The sequence below is a fragment of the Neobacillus kokaensis genome, assembly GCF_014656545.1.
In the GTDB taxonomy this organism is placed as follows: Bacteria; Bacillota; Bacilli; order Bacillales; family Cytobacillaceae; genus Neobacillus; species Neobacillus kokaensis.
Genome location: NZ_BNDS01000002.1, coordinates 82,981 through 102,669, shown reverse-complemented (window position 1 = coordinate 102,669; position 19,689 = coordinate 82,981). Strand labels below are relative to the sequence as shown.

The 19,689-nt window shown below is 39.4% G+C and carries 21 protein-coding genes; 20 read left to right on the top strand and 1 reads right to left on the bottom strand.

Annotated elements, in window-relative coordinates; translation table 11 throughout:
* Positions 1–26: 26 nt before the first annotated feature.
* The 7 genes from hrcA to mtaB all read left to right on the top strand — a co-directional run bounded on the left by hrcA (position 27) and on the right by mtaB (position 8,162).
* Complete coding sequence (gene hrcA, locus IE222_RS02975; RefSeq protein ID WP_191269542.1) at positions 27–1,058, top strand: heat-inducible transcriptional repressor HrcA; 1,032 nt, start codon at positions 27–29, stop codon at positions 1,056–1,058.
* Between the two features lie 106 nt (positions 1,059–1,164).
* Positions 1,165–1,779, top strand: a complete 615-nt coding sequence (gene grpE, locus IE222_RS02970) for a nucleotide exchange factor GrpE (RefSeq protein WP_191270177.1) — start codon at positions 1,165–1,167, stop codon at positions 1,777–1,779.
* 29 nt (positions 1,780–1,808) lie between these two features.
* A complete protein-coding gene (dnaK, locus tag IE222_RS02965; protein WP_191269541.1) occupies positions 1,809–3,638 on the top strand; it encodes a molecular chaperone DnaK in 1,830 nt (609 codons plus the stop codon).
* Between the two features lie 175 nt (positions 3,639–3,813).
* Positions 3,814–4,950 (top strand): molecular chaperone DnaJ, encoded by a 1,137-nt coding sequence (dnaJ, locus tag IE222_RS02960; RefSeq protein WP_191269539.1) that lies wholly within the window; start codon positions 3,814–3,816, stop codon positions 4,948–4,950.
* Positions 4,951–4,967: 17 nt separating this feature from the next.
* Positions 4,968–5,909, top strand: a complete 942-nt coding sequence (gene prmA / locus IE222_RS02955) for a 50S ribosomal protein L11 methyltransferase (RefSeq protein ID WP_191269537.1) — start codon at positions 4,968–4,970, stop codon at positions 5,907–5,909.
* 122 nt (positions 5,910–6,031) lie between these two features.
* The gene (locus IE222_RS02950; protein WP_191269535.1) at positions 6,032–6,781 is read left to right on the top strand and encodes a 16S rRNA (uracil(1498)-N(3))-methyltransferase; all 750 of its coding nucleotides are present in this window, start codon (positions 6,032–6,034) and stop codon (positions 6,779–6,781) included.
* A 7-nt stretch (positions 6,782–6,788) separates the two neighbouring features.
* The gene (gene mtaB, locus IE222_RS02945) at positions 6,789–8,162 is read left to right on the top strand and encodes a tRNA (N(6)-L-threonylcarbamoyladenosine(37)-C(2))-methylthiotransferase MtaB (RefSeq protein ID WP_191269533.1); all 1,374 of its coding nucleotides are present in this window, start codon (positions 6,789–6,791) and stop codon (positions 8,160–8,162) included.
* Between the two features lie 226 nt (positions 8,163–8,388).
* On the opposite strand, the gene IE222_RS02940 is transcribed toward mtaB, so the two are convergent.
* A complete protein-coding gene (locus IE222_RS02940; RefSeq protein ID WP_191269531.1) occupies positions 8,389–9,336 on the bottom strand; it encodes a Na/Pi symporter in 948 nt (315 codons plus the stop codon).
* 229 nt (positions 9,337–9,565) lie between these two features.
* Between IE222_RS02940 and rpsU the strand changes: the two genes are divergently transcribed.
* From rpsU to era, 13 genes are all read left to right on the top strand, one after another.
* A complete protein-coding gene (gene rpsU, locus IE222_RS02935) occupies positions 9,566–9,739 on the top strand; it encodes a 30S ribosomal protein S21 (RefSeq protein WP_003152957.1) in 174 nt (57 codons plus the stop codon).
* A gap of 13 nt (positions 9,740–9,752) precedes the next feature.
* Entirely contained in the window at positions 9,753–10,199 is a 447-nt protein-coding gene (locus IE222_RS02930) for a GatB/YqeY domain-containing protein (RefSeq protein WP_191269529.1), read from the top strand.
* Positions 10,200–10,321: 122 nt separating this feature from the next.
* Positions 10,322–10,957 (top strand): NfeD family protein, encoded by a 636-nt coding sequence (locus IE222_RS02925; protein WP_191269528.1) that lies wholly within the window; start codon positions 10,322–10,324, stop codon positions 10,955–10,957.
* 24 nt (positions 10,958–10,981) lie between these two features.
* Positions 10,982–11,977, top strand: a complete 996-nt coding sequence (gene floA / locus IE222_RS02920) for a flotillin-like protein FloA (RefSeq protein ID WP_191269526.1) — start codon at positions 10,982–10,984, stop codon at positions 11,975–11,977.
* Positions 11,978–12,013: 36 nt separating this feature from the next.
* Positions 12,014–12,466, top strand: coding sequence for a YqfB family membrane protein (locus IE222_RS02915; RefSeq protein WP_191269524.1), 453 nt, complete (start codon positions 12,014–12,016; stop codon positions 12,464–12,466).
* Between the two features lie 96 nt (positions 12,467–12,562).
* Entirely contained in the window at positions 12,563–12,865 is a 303-nt protein-coding gene (gene yqfC, locus IE222_RS02910; RefSeq protein WP_191269522.1) for a sporulation protein YqfC, read from the top strand.
* Positions 12,862–14,058 carry a sporulation protein YqfD gene (gene yqfD / locus IE222_RS02905; protein WP_191269520.1) on the top strand — a complete coding sequence of 399 codons (1,197 nt, stop codon included), beginning with the start codon at positions 12,862–12,864 and terminating at the stop codon, positions 14,056–14,058. Before yqfC ends, yqfD begins: the two co-directional genes overlap by 4 nt.
* Positions 14,055–15,017, top strand: coding sequence for a PhoH family protein (locus IE222_RS02900; RefSeq protein WP_191269519.1), 963 nt, complete (start codon positions 14,055–14,057; stop codon positions 15,015–15,017). Before yqfD ends, IE222_RS02900 begins: the two co-directional genes overlap by 4 nt.
* Before the next feature lie 188 nt (positions 15,018–15,205).
* Positions 15,206–17,371: an HD family phosphohydrolase gene (locus IE222_RS02895; protein WP_191269518.1), complete on the top strand. Its 2,166-nt coding sequence runs from the start codon at positions 15,206–15,208 to the stop codon at positions 17,369–17,371.
* The gene (gene ybeY / locus IE222_RS02890) at positions 17,355–17,825 is read left to right on the top strand and encodes an rRNA maturation RNase YbeY (protein ID WP_191269517.1); all 471 of its coding nucleotides are present in this window, start codon (positions 17,355–17,357) and stop codon (positions 17,823–17,825) included. The genes IE222_RS02895 and ybeY overlap by 17 nt, the downstream gene beginning before the upstream one ends.
* The gene (locus tag IE222_RS02885; protein ID WP_191269516.1) at positions 17,803–18,198 is read left to right on the top strand and encodes a diacylglycerol kinase family protein; all 396 of its coding nucleotides are present in this window, start codon (positions 17,803–17,805) and stop codon (positions 18,196–18,198) included. The genes ybeY and IE222_RS02885 overlap by 23 nt, the downstream gene beginning before the upstream one ends.
* Before the next feature lie 173 nt (positions 18,199–18,371).
* Positions 18,372–18,773, top strand: a complete 402-nt coding sequence (locus IE222_RS02880) for a cytidine deaminase (RefSeq protein ID WP_191269515.1) — start codon at positions 18,372–18,374, stop codon at positions 18,771–18,773.
* A complete protein-coding gene (gene era, locus IE222_RS02875) occupies positions 18,763–19,686 on the top strand; it encodes a GTPase Era (protein WP_240009756.1) in 924 nt (307 codons plus the stop codon). The genes IE222_RS02880 and era overlap by 11 nt, the downstream gene beginning before the upstream one ends.
* The last annotated feature ends 3 nt before the right edge of the window (positions 19,687–19,689 follow it).

The window sequence follows — 19,689 nt, the reverse complement described above, 5'->3', positions numbered from 1 at the left end:
ATGAGTGCTAACAGAGGTGATGAATGTTGTTAACAGATCGTCAATTATTAATTCTTCAGGTGATTGTTGATGACTTTATTCGTTCTGCGCAGCCAGTTGGTTCTAGAAGCTTGTCGAAAAAGGATGGAATTTCGCTGAGTTCGGCTACCATACGCAATGAGATGGCTGACCTAGAGGAATTGGGGTTTATTGAAAAGACACATACTTCTTCAGGGAGAGTTCCGTCCGAAAAAGGTTATCGGTACTATGTTGATCATTTGCTATCACCTCAGGACTTGACTCAGCACGATATATCGATTATTCAATCAATATTTGCTGAGAAAATTTTTGAATTTGAAAAGATTATCCAAAGGTCAGCAAGTATTCTTTCTGAATTAACCAATTATACATCAATTGTTCTTGGACCAGCTGTTAGTGTAAATAAACTTAAGAAAATCCAAATTATACCTTTAAATAAAGAAACTGCGGTTGCAATTTTTGTTACTGATACAGGTCATGTTGAAAACAGGTTGTTTTCATTGCCGCCATCAGTCCATGCTGGCGATCTTGAGAAGACAGTCAATATTTTAAATGACAGATTAAATGGTGTTCCCCTTGAGGATTTGAATGATAAAATTTATAAGGAGGTAGCCATGCTGTTAAGGCAGCATATTCATAATTATGATTTAATGCTGCATACGTTCGCCCAGCTGCTAAAAATGCCAATCACAGAGAAGCTGTTCTTTGCAGGTAAAACAAACATGTTAAGTCAGCCTGAATTTCATGATTTAACAAAAATCCGTGACTTAATGACGATGATTGATCAAGAAGAATGGATTTCAAATATTATTAGAAATAATTCAAAAGGAATCCATGTGAAAATTGGCAGTGAAAACAATAATAAAATCATGGATGACTGCAGCTTAATTACTGCGACTTATTCAGTAGGCGAAGAAAAATTAGGTTCTATAGCAATTCTAGGTCCTACAAGAATGGAATATTCGCGGGTCATCAGTTTATTACAATTGTTAAGTAAGGATTTAACAGCGGTATTAACGAAGCTGTATCAAAATAATTAGCGCGGGTATATTGAGTAAGGGTGAAAGATCCAATGGTTTCACCCCTTTTACCATGAAATAAATATTCTAAATATATGATAATGCTTTAAGGGAGGTGAGCATGTTGATGAATGAAAAAAACCAGACAATGAATCAAGAAACAGAAGAAATGATAAATGAAAATGATAATCTTTCCGAAGACAATGTTTCTACTCAAGCTGAAACTAATGCAGAAAACAAGGAAGAAAATATTGCTGCCGAGATAAATCCGGCTGAACAGATAGAAGAACTCCAAAAGGAAATCGGGCAGTTAAAGAGTAAGCTTGAGGAAGCGGATAACCGCTATTTACGCCTTCAAGCTGATTTCGATAATTTTCGCCGCCGTACCAGATTAGATCAAGAGGCGAATGAAAAATATAGAGCTCAAAATATTGTGACAGACTTACTTTCTGTCTTAGATAACTTTGAAAGAGCGCTTCAAATCGAAGCTGATAATGAACAAACAAAGTCATTGCTTCAAGGAATGGATATGGTTTACCGCGGCTTATTAGAAGCTTTGAAAAAGGAAGGCGTGGAACCGATTGATGCAGTAGGAAAAGAGTTTGATCCACATCAGCACCATGCAGTAATGCAGGGGGAAGATGAAAACTTTGGACCTAACACTGTGATTGCGGAATTCCAAAAAGGCTATATTTTAAAGGACCGTGTTATCCGTCCATCAATGGTGAAAGTCAATCAGTAATCTACATAAAATTCAAGGAGGAAAAGGGAATGAGTAAAATAATTGGTATTGACCTTGGTACAACGAACTCATGTGTGGCTGTACTTGAAGGCGGCGAACCAAAAGTAATTCCAAATCCAGAAGGAAACCGTACAACTCCATCTGTTGTTGCCTTCAAAAATGGGGAACGTCAGGTTGGGGAAGTGGCAAAGCGCCAGGCGATTACAAATCCGAATACAGTTATGTCAATTAAACGCCATATGGGTACAGCCTATAAGGAAGAAGTTGAGGGCAAACAATATACACCTCAAGAACTTTCTGCTGTTATTCTACAATATTTAAAATCCTATGCTGAGGACTATCTTGGAGAACCTGTTACAAAAGCAGTTATTACTGTTCCAGCTTACTTTAATGATGCTGAGCGTCAAGCAACAAAGGATGCGGGTAAAATTGCCGGTCTAGAAGTAGAACGGATTATCAACGAACCGACTGCTGCGGCTCTTGCTTATGGCCTTGATAAGACGGATCAGGACCAAACCATTTTAGTATATGACCTTGGCGGCGGTACTTTCGACGTATCTATTCTTGAACTTGGTGACGGCGTATTCGAAGTAAAGGCAACTGCCGGCGATAATCGTCTTGGCGGTGATGATTTTGACCAAGTGATTATTGATTATTTAGTAGATCAATTCAAAAAGGAAAACGGCATTGATCTTTCTCAAGATAAAATGGCTGTACAGCGCCTAAAGGATGCTGCTGAAAAAGCCAAGAAAGATCTTTCCGGTGTAACGTCAACACAAATTTCTTTACCATTTATCACTGCCGGTCCTGCGGGTCCGCTTCATCTTGAAGTATCACTTTCTAGAGCAAAATTTGATGAACTAACAGCACATCTTGTAGAGCGTACAATGGGACCAACTCGTCAGGCACTTAGCGATGCAGGTCTATCAGCATCTGAAATTGATAAAGTTATTCTTGTTGGTGGTTCTACTCGTATCCCAGCCGTGCAAGAAGCAATTAAAAAAGCAACTGGAAAAGAACCTCACCGCGGTGTAAACCCTGATGAAGTTGTAGCCATGGGTGCAGCCATCCAAGGCGGTGTTATTACGGGAGATGTAAAAGATGTTGTTTTACTTGACGTAACTCCGCTTTCCCTTGGTATCGAAACAATGGGCGGTGTATTTACGAAGTTGATTGATCGCAATACTACCATCCCTACTTCAAAATCACAGGTTTTCTCAACAGCTGCAGATAATCAAACAGCCGTTGATATTCATGTTTTGCAAGGGGAGCGTCCGATGGCCGCAGATAACAAAACACTTGGTCGTTTCCAATTATCTGATATTCCACCGGCACCACGAGGAATTCCACAAATTGAAGTAACATTTGATATCGATAAAAACGGAATTGTTAATGTTCGTGCAAAAGACCTCGGTACGAATAAAGAACAGCAAATTACAATCAAATCTTCAACTGGTCTGTCAGATGAAGAAATTCAAAAAATGGTTCGAGAAGCCGAAGAAAATGCTGAGGCAGATAAATCTCGTAAAGAGGAAGCTGAACTTCGAAACGAAGCAGATCAGCTAGTTTTTACAACTGAAAAAACGTTAAAGGATCTTGAAGGCAAAGTGGACGCAGCTGAAGTGGCAAAAGCTAATGAAGCCAAAGATGCTTTAAAACAAGCGATTGAGAAGAATGATTTAACTGAAATGCGTGCTAAAAAGGATGCATTACAACAAATTGTTCAAGAACTATCCGTTAAACTTTACGAGCAAGCTACACAGCAGGCACAGCAAGGCGCTCAAGATGCAGGCAGCGCTTCTGGTAAAGATGACAATGTCGTTGATGCAGAGTTTGAAGAAGTAAAGGATGACAAATAAGCAGAAAAGCTAAATTGTGCATCTGAAGGTGAAAAAGTCAAAGTCAGATTCCTAGACTTTGGCTTTTTCATTGAGTAAAGGACTGTGCAAGCAATATTCATATGTATTTTTATTGCTTTCTACTTCTTTACGGTGTTAAAATAAGCTTTATGTGACAGATTCGGGAGTGGTAATCATGAGCAAACGGGATTACTATGAGGTGCTTGGTGTTAGCAAAAGTGCTTCAAAGGATGAAATAAAAAAGGCTTATCGTAAGCTTTCAAAAAAGTACCATCCAGATATAAATAAAGAGCCGGATGCAGCTGAGAAATTTAAAGAAATTGCTGAGGCTTACGAGGTTTTAAGTGATGACCAGAAAAAGGCGCATTATGACCAGTTTGGACATACAGACCCAAACCAGGGCTTTGGCGGTTTCGGCGGTGGTTCAGATTTTGGCGGCTTTGGCGGTTTTGAAGATATCTTTAATACCTTCTTTGGCGGCGGCGGCGGTTCGCGAAGACGGGATCCGAACGCACCAAGACAGGGGGCGGATTTGCAGTATACAATGACGGTTTCCTTTGAAGAAGCAGCTTTTGGAAAGGAAACAGACATTGAAATACCAAGGGAAGAGACATGTGAGACTTGTCATGGTTCTGGAGCAAAGCCAGGAACCAATCCTGAAACCTGTAAGCATTGTAATGGTTCTGGACAGGTAAGTGTTGAGCAAAATACTCCGTTTGGAAGAATTGTTAATCGCCGTACCTGTCATTACTGTAATGGGACAGGTAAGGAAATTAAACAAAAATGTTCAACCTGCGGCGGCGACGGCAAGGTGAAAAAACGTAAAATTATTCATGTGAAAATCCCTGCTGGTATTGATGATGGCCAGCAATTAAGAATGGCTGGACAAGGGGAAGCAGGGATTAACGGTGGTCCAGCTGGCGACCTTTATGTTGTTTTCCATGTCCGCCCGCATGAATTCTTTGAAAGAGATGGCGATGATATATACTGTGAGATGCCGATTACTTTTGTTCAGGCTTCTTTAGGGGACGAAATTGAAGTGCCAACTCTGCATGGTAAAGTAAAATTGAAAATTCCTGCAGGAACACAAACAGGTACTAAATTCCGTTTAAGAGGTAAAGGGGTGCCTAATGTCCGTGGTTATGGGGTCGGAGATCAGCATATCCAAGTACGGATTATTACACCAACAAAACTATCAGATAAACAAAAACAGCTGCTGCGTGAGTTTGCAGACATTAGCGGCTCAGCACCGCTTGGTGATCACGAAGAGAGCTTTTTCTCAAAAGTAAAACGTGCCTTTAAAGGTGAGTGAGGATTGGAGTTGGTAGAATGAAATGGTCTGAAATTAGTATCCATACAACAAACGAAGCGGTCGAGCCTATTTCTAATATCTTGCATGAGGCTGGAGCGAGCGGAGTCGTCATAGAAGATCCATTTGAATTGACAAAAGAAAGGGAAGATCAATTCGGGGAAATCTACCAACTCAATCCAGGTGATTATCCAGAAGAAGGCGTTATTGTAAAAGCGTACTTGCCGGTTAATAGTTTTTTAGGTGAAACAGTCGAAGCCATCAAGGAGTCAATTAATAACCTAATTATATACAATATTGATATCGGACTTAATAAAGTGACAATCAGTGAAGTAAATGAAGAAGAGTGGGCTACCGCTTGGAAAAAGTACTATAACCCGGTGAAAATTTCAGAGCGGTTCACGATTGTTCCAACTTGGGAGATTTATCATCCGGTTAGCAGCGATGAATTAATCATCGAATTGGACCCAGGCATGGCTTTTGGAACAGGCACACACCCGACAACGGTAATGTGCATTCAAGCGCTTGAAAGAACAGTGCGTCCTGGTGATCGAGTGATTGATGTAGGAACAGGGTCTGGGGTTTTAAGTATTGCTGCAGCGATGTTAGGTGCCGAAGATATTAGAGCATATGATCTTGATGAGGTTGCTGTTACGCAGGCAAGATTAAATATTAAGTTAAATAAGGTTAACGACATCGTCATGGTTAATCAAAACAATTTGCTCGATGGTGTTGAGGAAAATTCAGCAGATGTCATTGTTGCCAACATTTTAGCGGAGGTAATCTTAAGATTTACCGATGATGTTGCAAGAGTACTAAAACCTGGTGGGTCATTCATCGCTTCTGGAATTATCCAGCCGAAAAAAGACCAAGTAAAGGAAGCACTGCTTGCCTCAGGGTTTGAAATTTCGGAAACGATCCTTATGGAGGATTGGGTGGCACTTATCGCAGTAAAAAAATAATCCGAGAAAATGGGGTCCCCCTACAGGGGACCCTTGAACCATTTGGTTGAGATTACAGCTTTCCTTATTGATTAATCTTTAGTAAAATAAGGAGTAAAACGTTTTAGAGAGGGTGCAAAAGTGTGCAACGCTACTTTGTTAATCATCGAGCAAATGATGATCGCTTTATCATTAAAGGAGACGATCGCCATCATATTGTTAAAGTGATGCGTATGCAAATAGATGATGAAATCATTTGTGTAGATCAAGAAAGAAAGCAGGCTATATGCAGGCTTGCAGAAATTACCGATGAAACAGTCGTTGCAGACGTTGTACAATGGTTAGAAGGAAACTCGGAGCTTCCGATTTCAATTACAATCGCCAGCGGTCTGCCAAAAGGGGACAAGCTTGAATGGATTATTCAAAAGGGTACTGAATTAGGGGCCCATCAGTTCCTTCCATTCTCTGCGGCACGCTCGGTCGTCAAGTGGGACGATAAAAAAGCAGCGAAAAAGATAGAAAGATGGCAAAAAATTGCTAAAGAAGCTGCTGAACAATCACATCGGACGATGGTACCCGATATGATAAGTCCCATGAGTTTTAATGCTATGCTGGAAAAAAGTAAGGATTTCCAATATAAATTAGCAGCTTATGAAGAGGAAAGCAGGGACGGAGAAGCATCCAACTTTTCTGCTGTTCTTAAACAGATGCAGCCGGGGGATTCACTGTTGATCGTATTTGGTCCCGAAGGCGGTTTAGCTGATGAAGAGGTTAAGAAATTAGAAAGCACTGGATTTATCCTTTGCGGTTTAGGTCCGCGGATTTTAAGAACGGAAACAGCTCCGCTATATACACTGGCGGCGGTTTCCTATCATTTTGAATTACTGAGGTGAGTTTACAATGCCAACAGTCGCTTTTCATACACTTGGGTGTAAAGTTAATCATTATGAGACTGAAGCAATCTGGCAGTTGTTTAAGCAGGAAGGCTACGAACGGGTTGAATTTGAATCAACTTCGGATGTATATGTTATTAACACTTGTACGGTAACCAATACCGGTGATAAAAAAAGCCGTCAGGTAATCCGCCGTGCGGTTCGGAAAAATCCTGATGCCGTTATTTGTGTAACTGGTTGTTATGCACAAACCTCTCCTGCCGAAATAATGGCAATTCCTGGAGTCGATATTGTTGTTGGAACACAGGACCGAGTAAAAATGCTTGAATATATAGAGCAGTATAAAAATGAACGCCAGCCAATAAATGGTGTTGGTAATATTATGAAAAATCGGGTCTACGAGGAGCTTGATGTTCCTGCATTTACAGACCGAACAAGAGCTTCCTTAAAAATCCAAGAAGGCTGTAACAATTTTTGTACCTTCTGTATTATTCCATGGGCCCGCGGCTTAATGAGATCCCGTGATCCAAAAGAAGTAATCCGTCAAGCCCAGCAGCTTGTCGATGCCGGATATAAGGAAATTGTCTTAACTGGTATTCATACTGGTGGTTACGGTGAAGACATGAAGGACTATAATCTTGCCATGCTTTTGAGTGATTTGGAATCAAGTGTGAAGGGATTGGAACGCCTGCGGATATCTTCGATTGAGGCAAGTCAAATTACGGATGAAGTAATTGAAGTGATCAAACATTCTAATCTTGTTGTCCGTCATTTACACATTCCAATTCAATCCGGTTCAAATACAGTTCTGAAAAGAATGCGCCGTAAATATACAATGGAATTCTTTGCAGAAAGGCTCGATCGTCTGAAAGAAGTGCTGCCAGGTTTAGCGGTTACGTCTGATGTAATCGTTGGATTCCCTGGTGAAACGGAAGAAGAATTTATGGAGACATATAATTTCATTAAAGAACATAAATTCTCAGAGCTTCACGTATTTCCATATTCGAAACGGACAGGTACACCTGCTGCCAGAATGGAAGACCAAGTGGATGAAGAGGTTAAAAATGAGCGTGTCCACCGGTTAATCACTCTTTCAGACCAGCTGGCTAAAGAATACGCCTCACAATTTGAAGGGGAAGTACTTGAAGTCATTCCTGAAGAGAAATACAAGGAAGACCCAAATTCAGGCTTATACGAAGGCTATACCGATAATTATTTGAAAGTTGTCTTCCCAGCAATGGAAGAAATGGTTGGTAAAATAGTTAAGGTTAAAATTACAAAAGCAGGCTACCCGTATAATGAAGGTCAATTTGTAAAGGTAATGGAAGAACATGTGTCAATAAAGGAAGAAATCCTTTCACAAGAGGAAGCAGCAATCTAACACGAGGGTGTCCCGAAATCCATTGGGACCCCTCTTTTTCATTTAGCTTCCAATAGGCTTGATTGGATACAGTTTTCTCGATTATGCATAGGGTTTAGTCGCCAAAAGGCTTGATTGGAAATAGTTTTCTCGATTATGCGTAAGGTTTAGTCGCCAATGGCCTCGCTTGGAAACACTTTTCCTAATTGTGCATTAAGTTTTGCCACCAAGAGCCGCCAAGCACCCCTTAATCTTTTATAATAGGAGTTTTCGGCTTTTTGTCATGCAAAAATAATATCATTTCGCCAAATTTTACGGCAAATGGCAAAACAAGTAATGAGGTTACGACGTTAAATATGACACTAATATGTGCCAGCTGCACGTCTTTTTTGCTGGCCATTAATGGGGCGTATTCCGTCAGCCATGGGATTAGCGGGATAAAAAGCAATACCCCAAATACATTGAGCCAGACATGGGCATAGGCGGCCAGCCGTGACTCGTTTCCTCCCCCAATCGCTGCGATTAGAGCGGTAACACAAGTGCCGATATTTGCCCCAAAGACGATCGCTATTCCTGCATCGAGCTGAAGCAGGCCAGCTGATAAAAATCCCATTGCGATTCCTGTCATTGCTGTACTAGATTGAATAATTGATGTAATAATTGTACCTGTAAGCAGACTTAAAAGGATATTATCATTAATGGAAACGATAAAATGATGAATTGCTTTCATGGAAGTAAGCGGATGAGCTAACATCTCAAACCCTTTCATTGCCGTAAAAACGGAAGCAATCCCGAAAAACAGCATCCCGATACTCCTAAATTTTTTATTAGGGAATAAGATCATTACCGCACCCATGACCGCAAAAGGTACTAAGACAGCATCGAGGTTAAAGGTAATCAGCTCGGTTTTAAATGTGGTACCGATATTTGTTCCAAGAATGATGCCAATTGATTGCGGAAAGGTCATGATTCTTGCGGAAATTAATCCAATTGTAATGACCATTACTGCCGAGCTGCTTTGTATAAGGGCAGTAATGAATGTACCAGTTAACATCCCTTTTAAAGGCGAGCTTGTCAGTTTAATCAGCCAAGTTTTTAATTTATTTGCAGACAAATTAAACAAGCCGAAACGTATGATGGTCATACCAAAAATAAATAATAAAATACAAAGGACAAATAATAATATGTACAGCATGTCTAACGCCCCCCTTTTATCCATTGTATGGTTTGCTATGAAGGGACATGCCTCCTAAATAGTAATAAATTAGACGTGTTATATGAAATGGTGAATACCGTGTATAAAAATGAAAATATCTGTCTTAAGATTAGACGAATTTCAGTTGACCTAGCATCCAGGATATATTATAATTGCAAGGTACATGGATTGATGTTAGTGTGTTGTGTTTCGGAGGGAGGGAAAGAGGATGTCTAAAACCGTCGTTCGTAAAAACGAATCGCTTGAAGATGCTCTTCGTCGCTTCAAACGTTCTGTATCAAAAACTGGTACTTTGCAAGAGGCAAGAAAGCGCGAATTTTATGAAAAACCAAGTGTAAAACGTAAGAAAAAGTCTGAAGCAGCTAGAAAACGTAAGTTTTAAGAGGGTGTATTAAATGAGTCTTCTAGAGCGTTTAAATAATGACATGAAACAAGCGATGAAAAGTAAGGAAAAAGACAAACTCTCAGTCATTCGGATGGTTAAAGCTTCCATGCAAAATGAAGCCATTAAGCTTGGAGTAAAAGAACTTTCCGATGACCAAGAGTTAACAGTCCTAACTCGCGAACTTAAACAACGCAAAGACTCCCTCCATGAGTTTGATAAAGCTGGTCGAGAAGACCTAGTTGAAAAATTGCGTACAGAGATTTCAATTGTCGAGGTGTACATGCCGAAACAGCTTTCTGAAGAAGAAGTGTCTGAAATCGTCAAACAAACGATTCTTGAGGCTGGCGCAAAATCAAAAGCAGATATGGGAAAAGTGATGGCTGCTATCATGCCTAAAGTAAAGGGTAAAGCAGACGGATCGCTTGTAAATAAATTTGTACAACAACACCTTTCATAGTATTCTGACATCGGGACCGCAGATAATTTGTCTGCGGTCTTTTATTATTTTATAAATGAAACTAAATTGCTTGTTAAAACGTATTAATTAGTATCGAACATAGAAAGGGGGCTTTCACAAGAATGGCAGCATTTCTTACGGATCCAATTGTTGTAACCGTTCTCTTAATCATTGCGGGGGTTGGGATGGTACTTGAACTATTTTCACCAAAATTCGGGATAGCAGGATTCATTGGCTTATTTGCACTTGTTTTATTCTTTTTCGGACATTTCCAAGCAGGGCTTGCAGGATTCGGAACTTTAACCTTATTTGTTGTTGGAATTCTGTTAATCTTTTTTGAATTGTTTCTTCCTGGCGCAGTGGCGGGGACACTCGGTACAGCAGCATTGATCTTCAGCTTTTTCCTGGCGGGAGAAAACCCGGTGCAAATGGGGGTTTCGATTCTGATTGCGATCATTGTTTCGATTACCGTTTTCTTTTTAATGATCAGGGTATTAGGAAAGAAACTGGTTCTGTTTAATAAAATGGTATTGTTTGATATAGCCAGAAAGGAAGATGGCTATGTTTCAAATATAAACCGTACTGAGTTACTGGACCAAGTCGGTGTTACGTTAACTATTTTGCGTCCTGCAGGTACAATGGAGATCAATAATGAAAGAATTGATGTTATCAGTGAAGGAAGCTTTATTGAAAAAAATGCAAGAGTAAAAGTAATCAAAGTAGAAGGTGCTCGAATTGTTGTCCGCGAAATAAAATAATTTTTTTCAGGAGGTTTATGTAATATGGACTTTATTGCGGGAGGAACGTTTTTTATTGTAGCAATTGTAGTGGTTGCAGTAATCTTCTTAGGTATCCTGTTATCATTTATTCCAGTGATGCTCTGGATTTCAGCGCTTGCTGCCGGGGTAAGAATTAGTATTTTTACCCTTGTTGGTATGAGGCTTAGAAGGGTAATTCCTGGGAGAGTGGTTAATCCGTTAATTAAGGCGCATAAAGCTGGTTTAAGTGTAACGATTAATCAGCTTGAAAGCCATTATCTTGCCGGCGGTAATGTTGACCGCGTAGTAAATGCTCTGATTGCCGCACACCGAGCAAACATTGAATTAACCTTTGAACGCTGTGCTGCAATTGACCTTGCTGGTCGCGATGTATTAGAAGCTGTACAAATGAGTGTTAATCCGAAGGTAATCGAAACGCCGTTTATCGCTGGTGTTGCAAAAAATGGTATTGAAGTAAAAGCTAAAGCAAGAATTACTGTTCGTGCCAATATTGACCGGCTTGTGGGTGGTGCAGGTGAAGAAACGGTAGTGGCCCGTGTTGGTGAAGGGGTTGTATCTACCATAGGTTCATCTGAAAGCCATAGCAAAGTATTAGAAAATCCTGATTTGATTTCACAAACAGTATTAGCAAAGGGTCTTGATGCGGGTACAGCATTTGAAATTCTTTCGATTGACATTGCCGATGTTGATATCGGTAAGAATATCGGAGCTGAACTGCAGACCGAACAAGCGGAAGCGGATAAGCGGATTGCACAGGCAAAAGCTGAGGAACGACGTGCGATGGCAGTTGCTCAAGAGCAGGAAATGAAGGCGAAAGTACAGGAAATGAGAGCCAAGGTCGTAGAAGCGGAAGCTACTGTTCCTTTGGCAATGGCGGATGCACTTAAAACTGGAAATATTGGGGTAATGGATTATCTAAACTTTAAAAATATTTCAGCGGATACAGATATGAGAGGATCAATTGGTAGAATAACAGGTGATAAGAAGGAAGACAAGTAAACCAGTTGCCGGTCTGTAAACAGAAAGAGGTGGCTAATGGAAATTCTATTTATTATCATTATAATAGGGATCCTCTCAAGTATTTTTGGTAAAGGCCAGACAAAAAATAAACAAAATCACAGGAATAGACCTGTTTCCTTGGAAACTTTTGAGGAAATTAAGACATTTATGCAAAATGAAACGAAAAAGAGAACAAAAACGATCCAGAATGAATTCGAGCAGCTACAGCCTGCAAAAAAAGATGTAATTGAACAATATAAACAGGTAAATCAGAATATTGAGGCCAGAGAGCGGGTACAAAGTAGACCCAGAAATAAAGTGAAAGAGGAAATTGTAGAGGATAAGGAGCCGCTATATACTGAACTTACTGAGGAAGGAAGCCGGCATCGAGATAATCTTGAAACTAATATGATTCTTAACGGCATCATTTGGTCCGAAATCCTTGGTGAACCACGCTCCAAAAACCCTCATTTCACGAGAAGAAGGTAAGTTTTTTTCAGCGAAAACAATGAAGCAAATGGAAAAAGATGTGCTAGAACCCTGCGTCATTTCATAAACATGAGATGAAAGGGGGTTCTTTTTTTTATGGCAAAAAGTTGGGTTGGGCGAGTTCGCAGCTGGATGGCAAAAAATATGGATCTTCCACAAGATGTCATGATGGATTTACCCCGAATAACAATGATAGGACAAATTCACATTTATATCGAGAATCATCGCGGCTTACTTGCTTTTACCGACAAAGAACTCCGACTGTTGTTAAAGCAGGGGCAATTATTGATTAAAGGGAAATCCTTTGTGATTAAAACCATTTTACCTGAAGAAATCTTACTTGAAGGTAAAATCGATCAGGTTATCTATATAAATGAAAATCCAGGGGGATCAAAATGAAGAATCAATGGACCGTTTTTTTATTTGGCAAGGTTACTGTAAAGGTTACCGGCAAAGGAATTGAGCGTTTATTAAACGTTTTAATACGGAATGAAATTCATATATGGAATGTAAAGAGGCATGGGACGGACACTATTACCTTTAAAATAAAACTTAGTGATGCCCTGAAAATAAGACATTTTGTAAGAAAAAGCGGCTGCCGCATTTCCTTTCTTGGAAAAAGCGGTGCACCGTTTTTGTTAATGCGTTTATTAAAAAACAGTGGTTTTTTGATTGGAGCTGTATTTTTTGTTGTTATTGTATTTCTATTATCAAACGTGATTTGGGGAATCGAAGTAAAAGGTGCAAAGCCTGCAACAGAATATCAAATTCGCCAGGAATTGGACAAGATGGGCGTTAAAATTGGAAAGTTTCAGTTTTTTGTAGATAATGCGGAAGGTATCCAAAGGCGTTTAACTGACAATGTTGGTGAGCTGACGTGGGTTGGTGTGGAATTAAAGGGGACAACCTATCATCTGCAGGTAGTGGAGAAAAATGAGCCAAAACAGCCTGTAAAGCTCACGCCAAGGAATCTGATAGCAAAAAAGAAGGCGGTGATTGTTAGGATGGATATTGATGATGGTCAAAAGGTTGTCGATGTTAATGATTATGTTGAACGAGGTCAATTGCTGGTGTCCGGTCAAATTGGACAAGAGGGGAAGGAGCCGGAACTCGTAGCGGCAAAAGGGGATGTTTGGGGAGAAACGTGGTACAAAGGCCATGTGGAGCTGCCGATAAAGTCTACATTTTTTGTTTATAACGGGAAAGAAAAACGAAAGTATTCCCTATTGCTCGGAAGTTTCGAAATCCCTGTTTGGGGCTTCGGCAAACATGAGTTTAAAGACTATAAAATGGAAAAGAATATTCATAAACTCCATTTTCTAAAATGGAAATTGCCCATTTCTTATGTAGATAAAACCATCCGCGAACAAGAGAAATTCATTCGAACTTATACAGATCAAGAGGCAGAAGAAAAAGCGATAGAGCTGGCGAAAAATGACATAAAAAAGAAAGTAGATGAGGATGCTATCTTTAAAGATGAAAAAATTTTACACAAAGTTATAAAAAATGGTAAGGTTATACTAGATATTCATTTTAAAATCATCGAAAACATTGCAATCGGGCAGCCGATTACCAAGGAGATTCATGAATGACAGAAAAGTTAACGACCATTAATGTACAGCTTGTAAATCCGGCAGAGGCCATTTCTTTGCTAGGGAATTCTGATCAAAACATTAAAATGATTGAGCAGGAGCTTGATGTTTCCATCGTCACAAGAGGAGAGTCTGTCAGCTTGTCAGGGGACCAAGAGAAGGTGACAATGGCGGAGCAGGTTCTTGATAAGCTGGTGCACGTGATTAGAAAAGGGATTACCATCAGCGGCAGAGATGTTCTTTATGCGATTCAGATGGCACAAAAAGGGACACTTGATTATTTTGTAAATTTGTATGATGAGGAAATTGGCAAAAACGTTAAAGGGAAAACGATTCGGATCAAGACGCTTGGTCAAAGGCAGTATGTAATGGCAATTAGGAGCAAAGATCTTGTGTTTGGAATCGGACCGGCCGGGACAGGAAAAACCTATCTCGCAGTTGTGATGGCGGTAAATGCTCTTAAAAATGGCCAGGTGAATAAGATTATTTTAACAAGACCAGCTGTAGAAGCAGGTGAAAGTCTTGGGTTTTTACCCGGAGATTTAAAAGAGAAAGTGGACCCTTATTTAAGACCGTTGTATGATGCCTTACATGATGTATTAGGTGCAGAGCATACACAGCGTCTGATTGAGCGGGGGACAATTGAAATTGCACCGCTTGCCTATATGAGAGGGCGAACATTAGACGATGCCTTTGTTATATTAGATGAAGCGCAAAATACGACTAACAAGCAAATGAAAATGTTTTTAACAAGGCTTGGTTTTGGTTCAAAAATGGTGATTACTGGGGACCGAACCCAGATCGATCTGCCCAAAGGGGCTAAATCCGGTTTAGTGGAAGCAGAGGAAATCTTGCAAAATGTAAATGGCATCACCTTTGTTTTTCTAGAGCAAAGCGATGTTGTCCGGCACCCGCTGGTCGCTAAAATTATTCAAGCTTATGGGGAAGCAGATAGTTAACCTTATAGCAAATGTAGGGAAGGGATTGCCTATTATATGGGATCCCTTTTTTAGGTTAACCTAAGGAAACCGCCAATCGGCAGTGTCATTAATTTGAATAGGAGGATGAAACTTGTTGAAAAAACTGTTATCATTTTACATAGAGTAAACATGCTTTGATAGTTATGGCCGGGGTTGGGGGGATTTAGTTGGAATTGCTGCAGCAGCACTTCATACGGATACGAAAACTTCTTGATATTACTTTTTTTCGGGTACTGTTTTTTTTAATTTTAGGGATTGTTTTATTTACAGCCACGTATGGGAATGTTAAACCGGAAAAACTGAATTTAAGCCTGTTTTCAATTGCTGAAAAGACCATTCGCTCGCCAGGTACTGTAGAAGATAAAAAAAGCACAGAAATCAAACGGAAAGAGGCGCGTGATCAGGTTCAGGATGTTTATGCCGTTAAGAAAGAATACACGCAAAACCGCGTGGATTTAATCACCTCTATTTTTGAAACAGCGGTTGAAGTTAATGATGAAGTAAAAGAAGAGCTGGACAAACAAAATGACGAAGATTTAAAAGAACCAAGTGTTTCAGATAAGGTGGAAAGGTTAAAAGGTAAACTAACCTCAACTGTCAACAACGATCTTTCACACCAAGTTTTTTCTGCCCTAGTTCAAGCGAGCAATGAGGAGTTAGCAATTGCGAAGGATCTAACGGTAACAGCGATTAATAATGTCATGACAAAAAGGATTTCCACTGATGAAGTGGAAAATGCCAAGAAGCAAGTGGAAGAAGAATTAAAATATACTACATTGAATGATAATTTAAGACTAGCTGCCATTAATCTTGGAAGATATGCCGTTATTCAGAATGAATTTTATGATCCAGCCGCTACTGAAGAATTACGGAGACAGGCTGCAGAGAGTGTCGAACCGGTAAAAATTCTTCAAGGCCAGATTATTGTGGAAGAAGGGAAATTAATCAATCAAGAAATTTACCGTCAGCTGAAACTTGTCGGTCTTTTGCAAAATGAAAAATCCTTTCGGCCATTCATAGGCTTAATTGTTTTGATTACTATTATCCTGTCGGGTATTTATTTTTATTTTTACCACTCAAATTCTCAGCCAGAAAAAAGACAAACTAATTTATTATTGTTTGGGATAATCTTTATTTTATCGATTTTTATTATGAAAATAATCAGTTTACTGCAGGCTTTTAATTATTCGTGGATTGGTTATTTGTTCCCGGCTGCGATGGGTGGAATGCTAATTAAAGTTTTAATCGATGAAAAGCTTGCCATTCTCACATCACTTGTCTTAGCGGTATGTGGAAGTATACTATTTAATGAAGGGGTAGCGGGCTCTTTAAATTTTGCGGAAGGAATTTATATTCTTTTCAGTGGTTTAGCCGGAGTTCTGTTCCTTAGTAAACAAAATCAACGGTTAAAGATTTTACAGGCTGGTTCGTTTTCAGCCGTGGTTAATATTTTAACCATTGTAGTTATAGTATTTTTACCAAACGGGCAATTTTCTGGGATCGAGTTTGGGTATTATTTCATTACAGCTCTTGCCTCAGGAATTGGATCTGCGGTTTTAACAATTGGGCTCTTGCCGTTTCTTGAGGCTAGCTTTGGCATCCTTTCGACGATCAGGTTGATTGAACTATCTAATCCAAACCATCCTTTATTAAGGAAGATTTTAATGGAGGCACCTGGTACATATCATCATAGCGTAATGGTGGCAAATTTATCGGAAGCTGCTTGTGAGGCCATCGGGGCAAATGGACTGTTAGCAAGGGTTGGCAGCTATTATCATGATATTGGAAAAACAAAGCGGCCAAACTTTTTTATTGAGAACCAAATGCATGGGGATAATCCTCACGACAAACTGCCTCCTGAAAGGAGCGCGAGTATTATTATTGCCCATGTCACTGATGGTTCTCAAATTTTAAGGAAACACCATATGCCGAAGGAAATAGTCGAGATTGCCGAACAACATCATGGGACAACCCTGTTAAAATTCTTTTTTCATAAGGCACTGCAGGAGAACCCAGAGGTTAAGGAAGAGGATTTTCGTTATCCTGGTTCAAAGGCGCAATCAAAAGAATCGGCGATAGTCGGTATAGCAGATAGTGTTGAAGCGGCAGTCAGGTCTTTATCGAGGCCTACCCCGGAGTTAATTGAATCACTGATTAGAAAAATTGTGGCAGATCGGCTTTCTGATGGTCAGTTAAATGAATGTGAATTAACATTAAAAGAAATAGAAATTGTTACTCATACATTATGCGAGACATTAAAAGGGATATTTCATTCAAGGATTGAGTATCCGGAAATGACGAAGAAGGTGAAGGAGCATGACATTACTAATTGACAGCATGGATGAAACGAAAGAAATAACAGAGCAGCAAATGCTTGAGATTGAGCGTCTTCTTAATTTTGCAGCTCAAAAGCAGAATATTGAAGACCACAGTGAGCTTTCTGTTACGTATGTTACGAATGAAAGAATTCACGAAATTAACCTGGAATATCGTAAAAAAGACGCCCCTACAGATGTAATTTCATTTGCTATGGAGGAGCTCGGGGAAGGTGAAGTGGAATTAATCGGTGCCGAGCAGCCGCGCGTATTGGGGGATATTATTATTTCAGTCCCGAAAGCCAGAGAGCAGGCGGAGGAATATGGCCATGCATTTGAAAGAGAGCTTGGTTTCTTAGCAGTACATGGATTTCTCCATCTTCTAGGTTATGATCATATGACAGAAGACGACGAAAAAGAAATGTTTACGCTGCAGAAGGAAATTTTGAATGAATATGGACTTACACGATAAGCGTAAATCACATTCACTTTTAATTTCATTTTCATTTGCACTAACTGGAATTCTTACCGCCATTAAGCAGGAAAGAAATATGCGGATACATTTGTTAAGTGCGGGAGTTGTACTCATTATTTCTTTTTACTTTTCAATTACAAAAACGGAGTGGCTCATCATTTTGTTTGCGATTGGCGGTATGTTTTCTCTAGAATTAATAAATAGTGCAATTGAAAGGGTCGTGGATCTAGCGAGCCCCGAAATTCATCCCCTGGCAAAACAGGCTAAAGACCTCGCGGCAGGGGCTGTGTTCGTGTTCGCTGTATTATCTTTTGCAGCAGGGGTTCTAATTTATTTTCCTTATATTCTTAAGCTTCTAAAGTACGGTTAAATTGAAATGAGATTTAAAAACAGGTAATATAATTGCAACTATTTTTTAACTCAATTTAACTTTTGTGAAAATTCTTATTTCTTTATTACTTTTTTGCTACAAGTAATGATTTAATTCTGTTTTTCATGTAAAATAAAGACACAGCAGCTAACTGCTGGAAGGGAAGAAGACTATTGAAGATTGAGCAATTAATCGATGAAGCAAAAAAAGCAAGAGAAAAAGCCTATGTTCCTTATTCTAAATTTGGAGTAGGGGCTGCTCTTTTAACAACAGACGGAAAAGTATATCATGGCTGTAATATTGAAAATGCTGCCTATAGTATGTGTAATTGCGGAGAGCGGACTGCCATTTTTAAAGCGGTTTCAGAAGGGGATCGTGATTTTCAAATGCTGGCTGTTGTTGCTGATACTGACCGTCCTTGCTCGCCATGTGGTGCCTGCCGGCAAGTAATTGCAGAATTATGTCCTAGCAATATGAAAGTGGTTCTGACAAATCTTAAAGGCGATATCTTAGAGTTGACAGTTGAAGAACTGCTTCCAGGTGCGTTTACAGCGGAGGATTTACATGCAAAATAATACCATTACAAACAATATTTACAAATCAGGTTTTATTTCTATAATTGGCAGACCGAATGTTGGAAAGTCAACTTTTCTAAATCGAGTAATAGGTCAAAAAATTGCAATCATGAGCGATAAACCGCAAACAACCCGTAATAAAGTTCAAGGTGTCCTAACTCAAGATGATGCACAAATGATTTTTATTGACACACCAGGTATCCATAAGCCAAAGCATAAATTGGGCGATTTTATGATGAAGGTGGCCCAAAACACATTAAAAGAAGTGGATTTAATTCTATTTATGGTAAACGCTGAAGAAGGATTTGGACGTGGTGAAGAATTTATAATAGAAAAATTCCAAACTGTAAACACACCAATCTTTCTTATCATTAATAAAATTGACAAAGTTCATCCAGATGAATTGCTTTCCATTATTGATTCTTATAAAGAAAAATATTCATTTAAAGAAATAGTTCCAATCTCTGCTTTGGAAGGAAATAATGTTGAGCGTCTGCTTTCGCAAATTAAATTATATTTGCCGGAAGGACCGCAATATTATCCTGCAGACCAAGTAACTGATCATCCAGAAAGGTTTATTATTTCTGAGTTAATTAGAGAAAAAGCCCTGCATTTAACAAGGGAGGAAATCCCTCATTCGCTCGCTGTAAGGATTGATAAAATAGAGCGGCAGCAAGGCAAGGATATCATTGATGTAATGGCAACAGTAATTGTTGAACGTGATTCGCAAAAAGGAATTATTATTGGAAAAAAAGGCAGTATGTTGAAAGAAATCGGCAAACGTGCCCGGGTTGATATTGAAAACTTGCTGGGCTCTAAAGTGTTTTTAGAGCTTTGGGTAAAGGTTCAAAAGGATTGGCGTAATAAAATGTCACAGCTGCGTGAATATGGCTTTAATGAGGATGAGTACTAACCA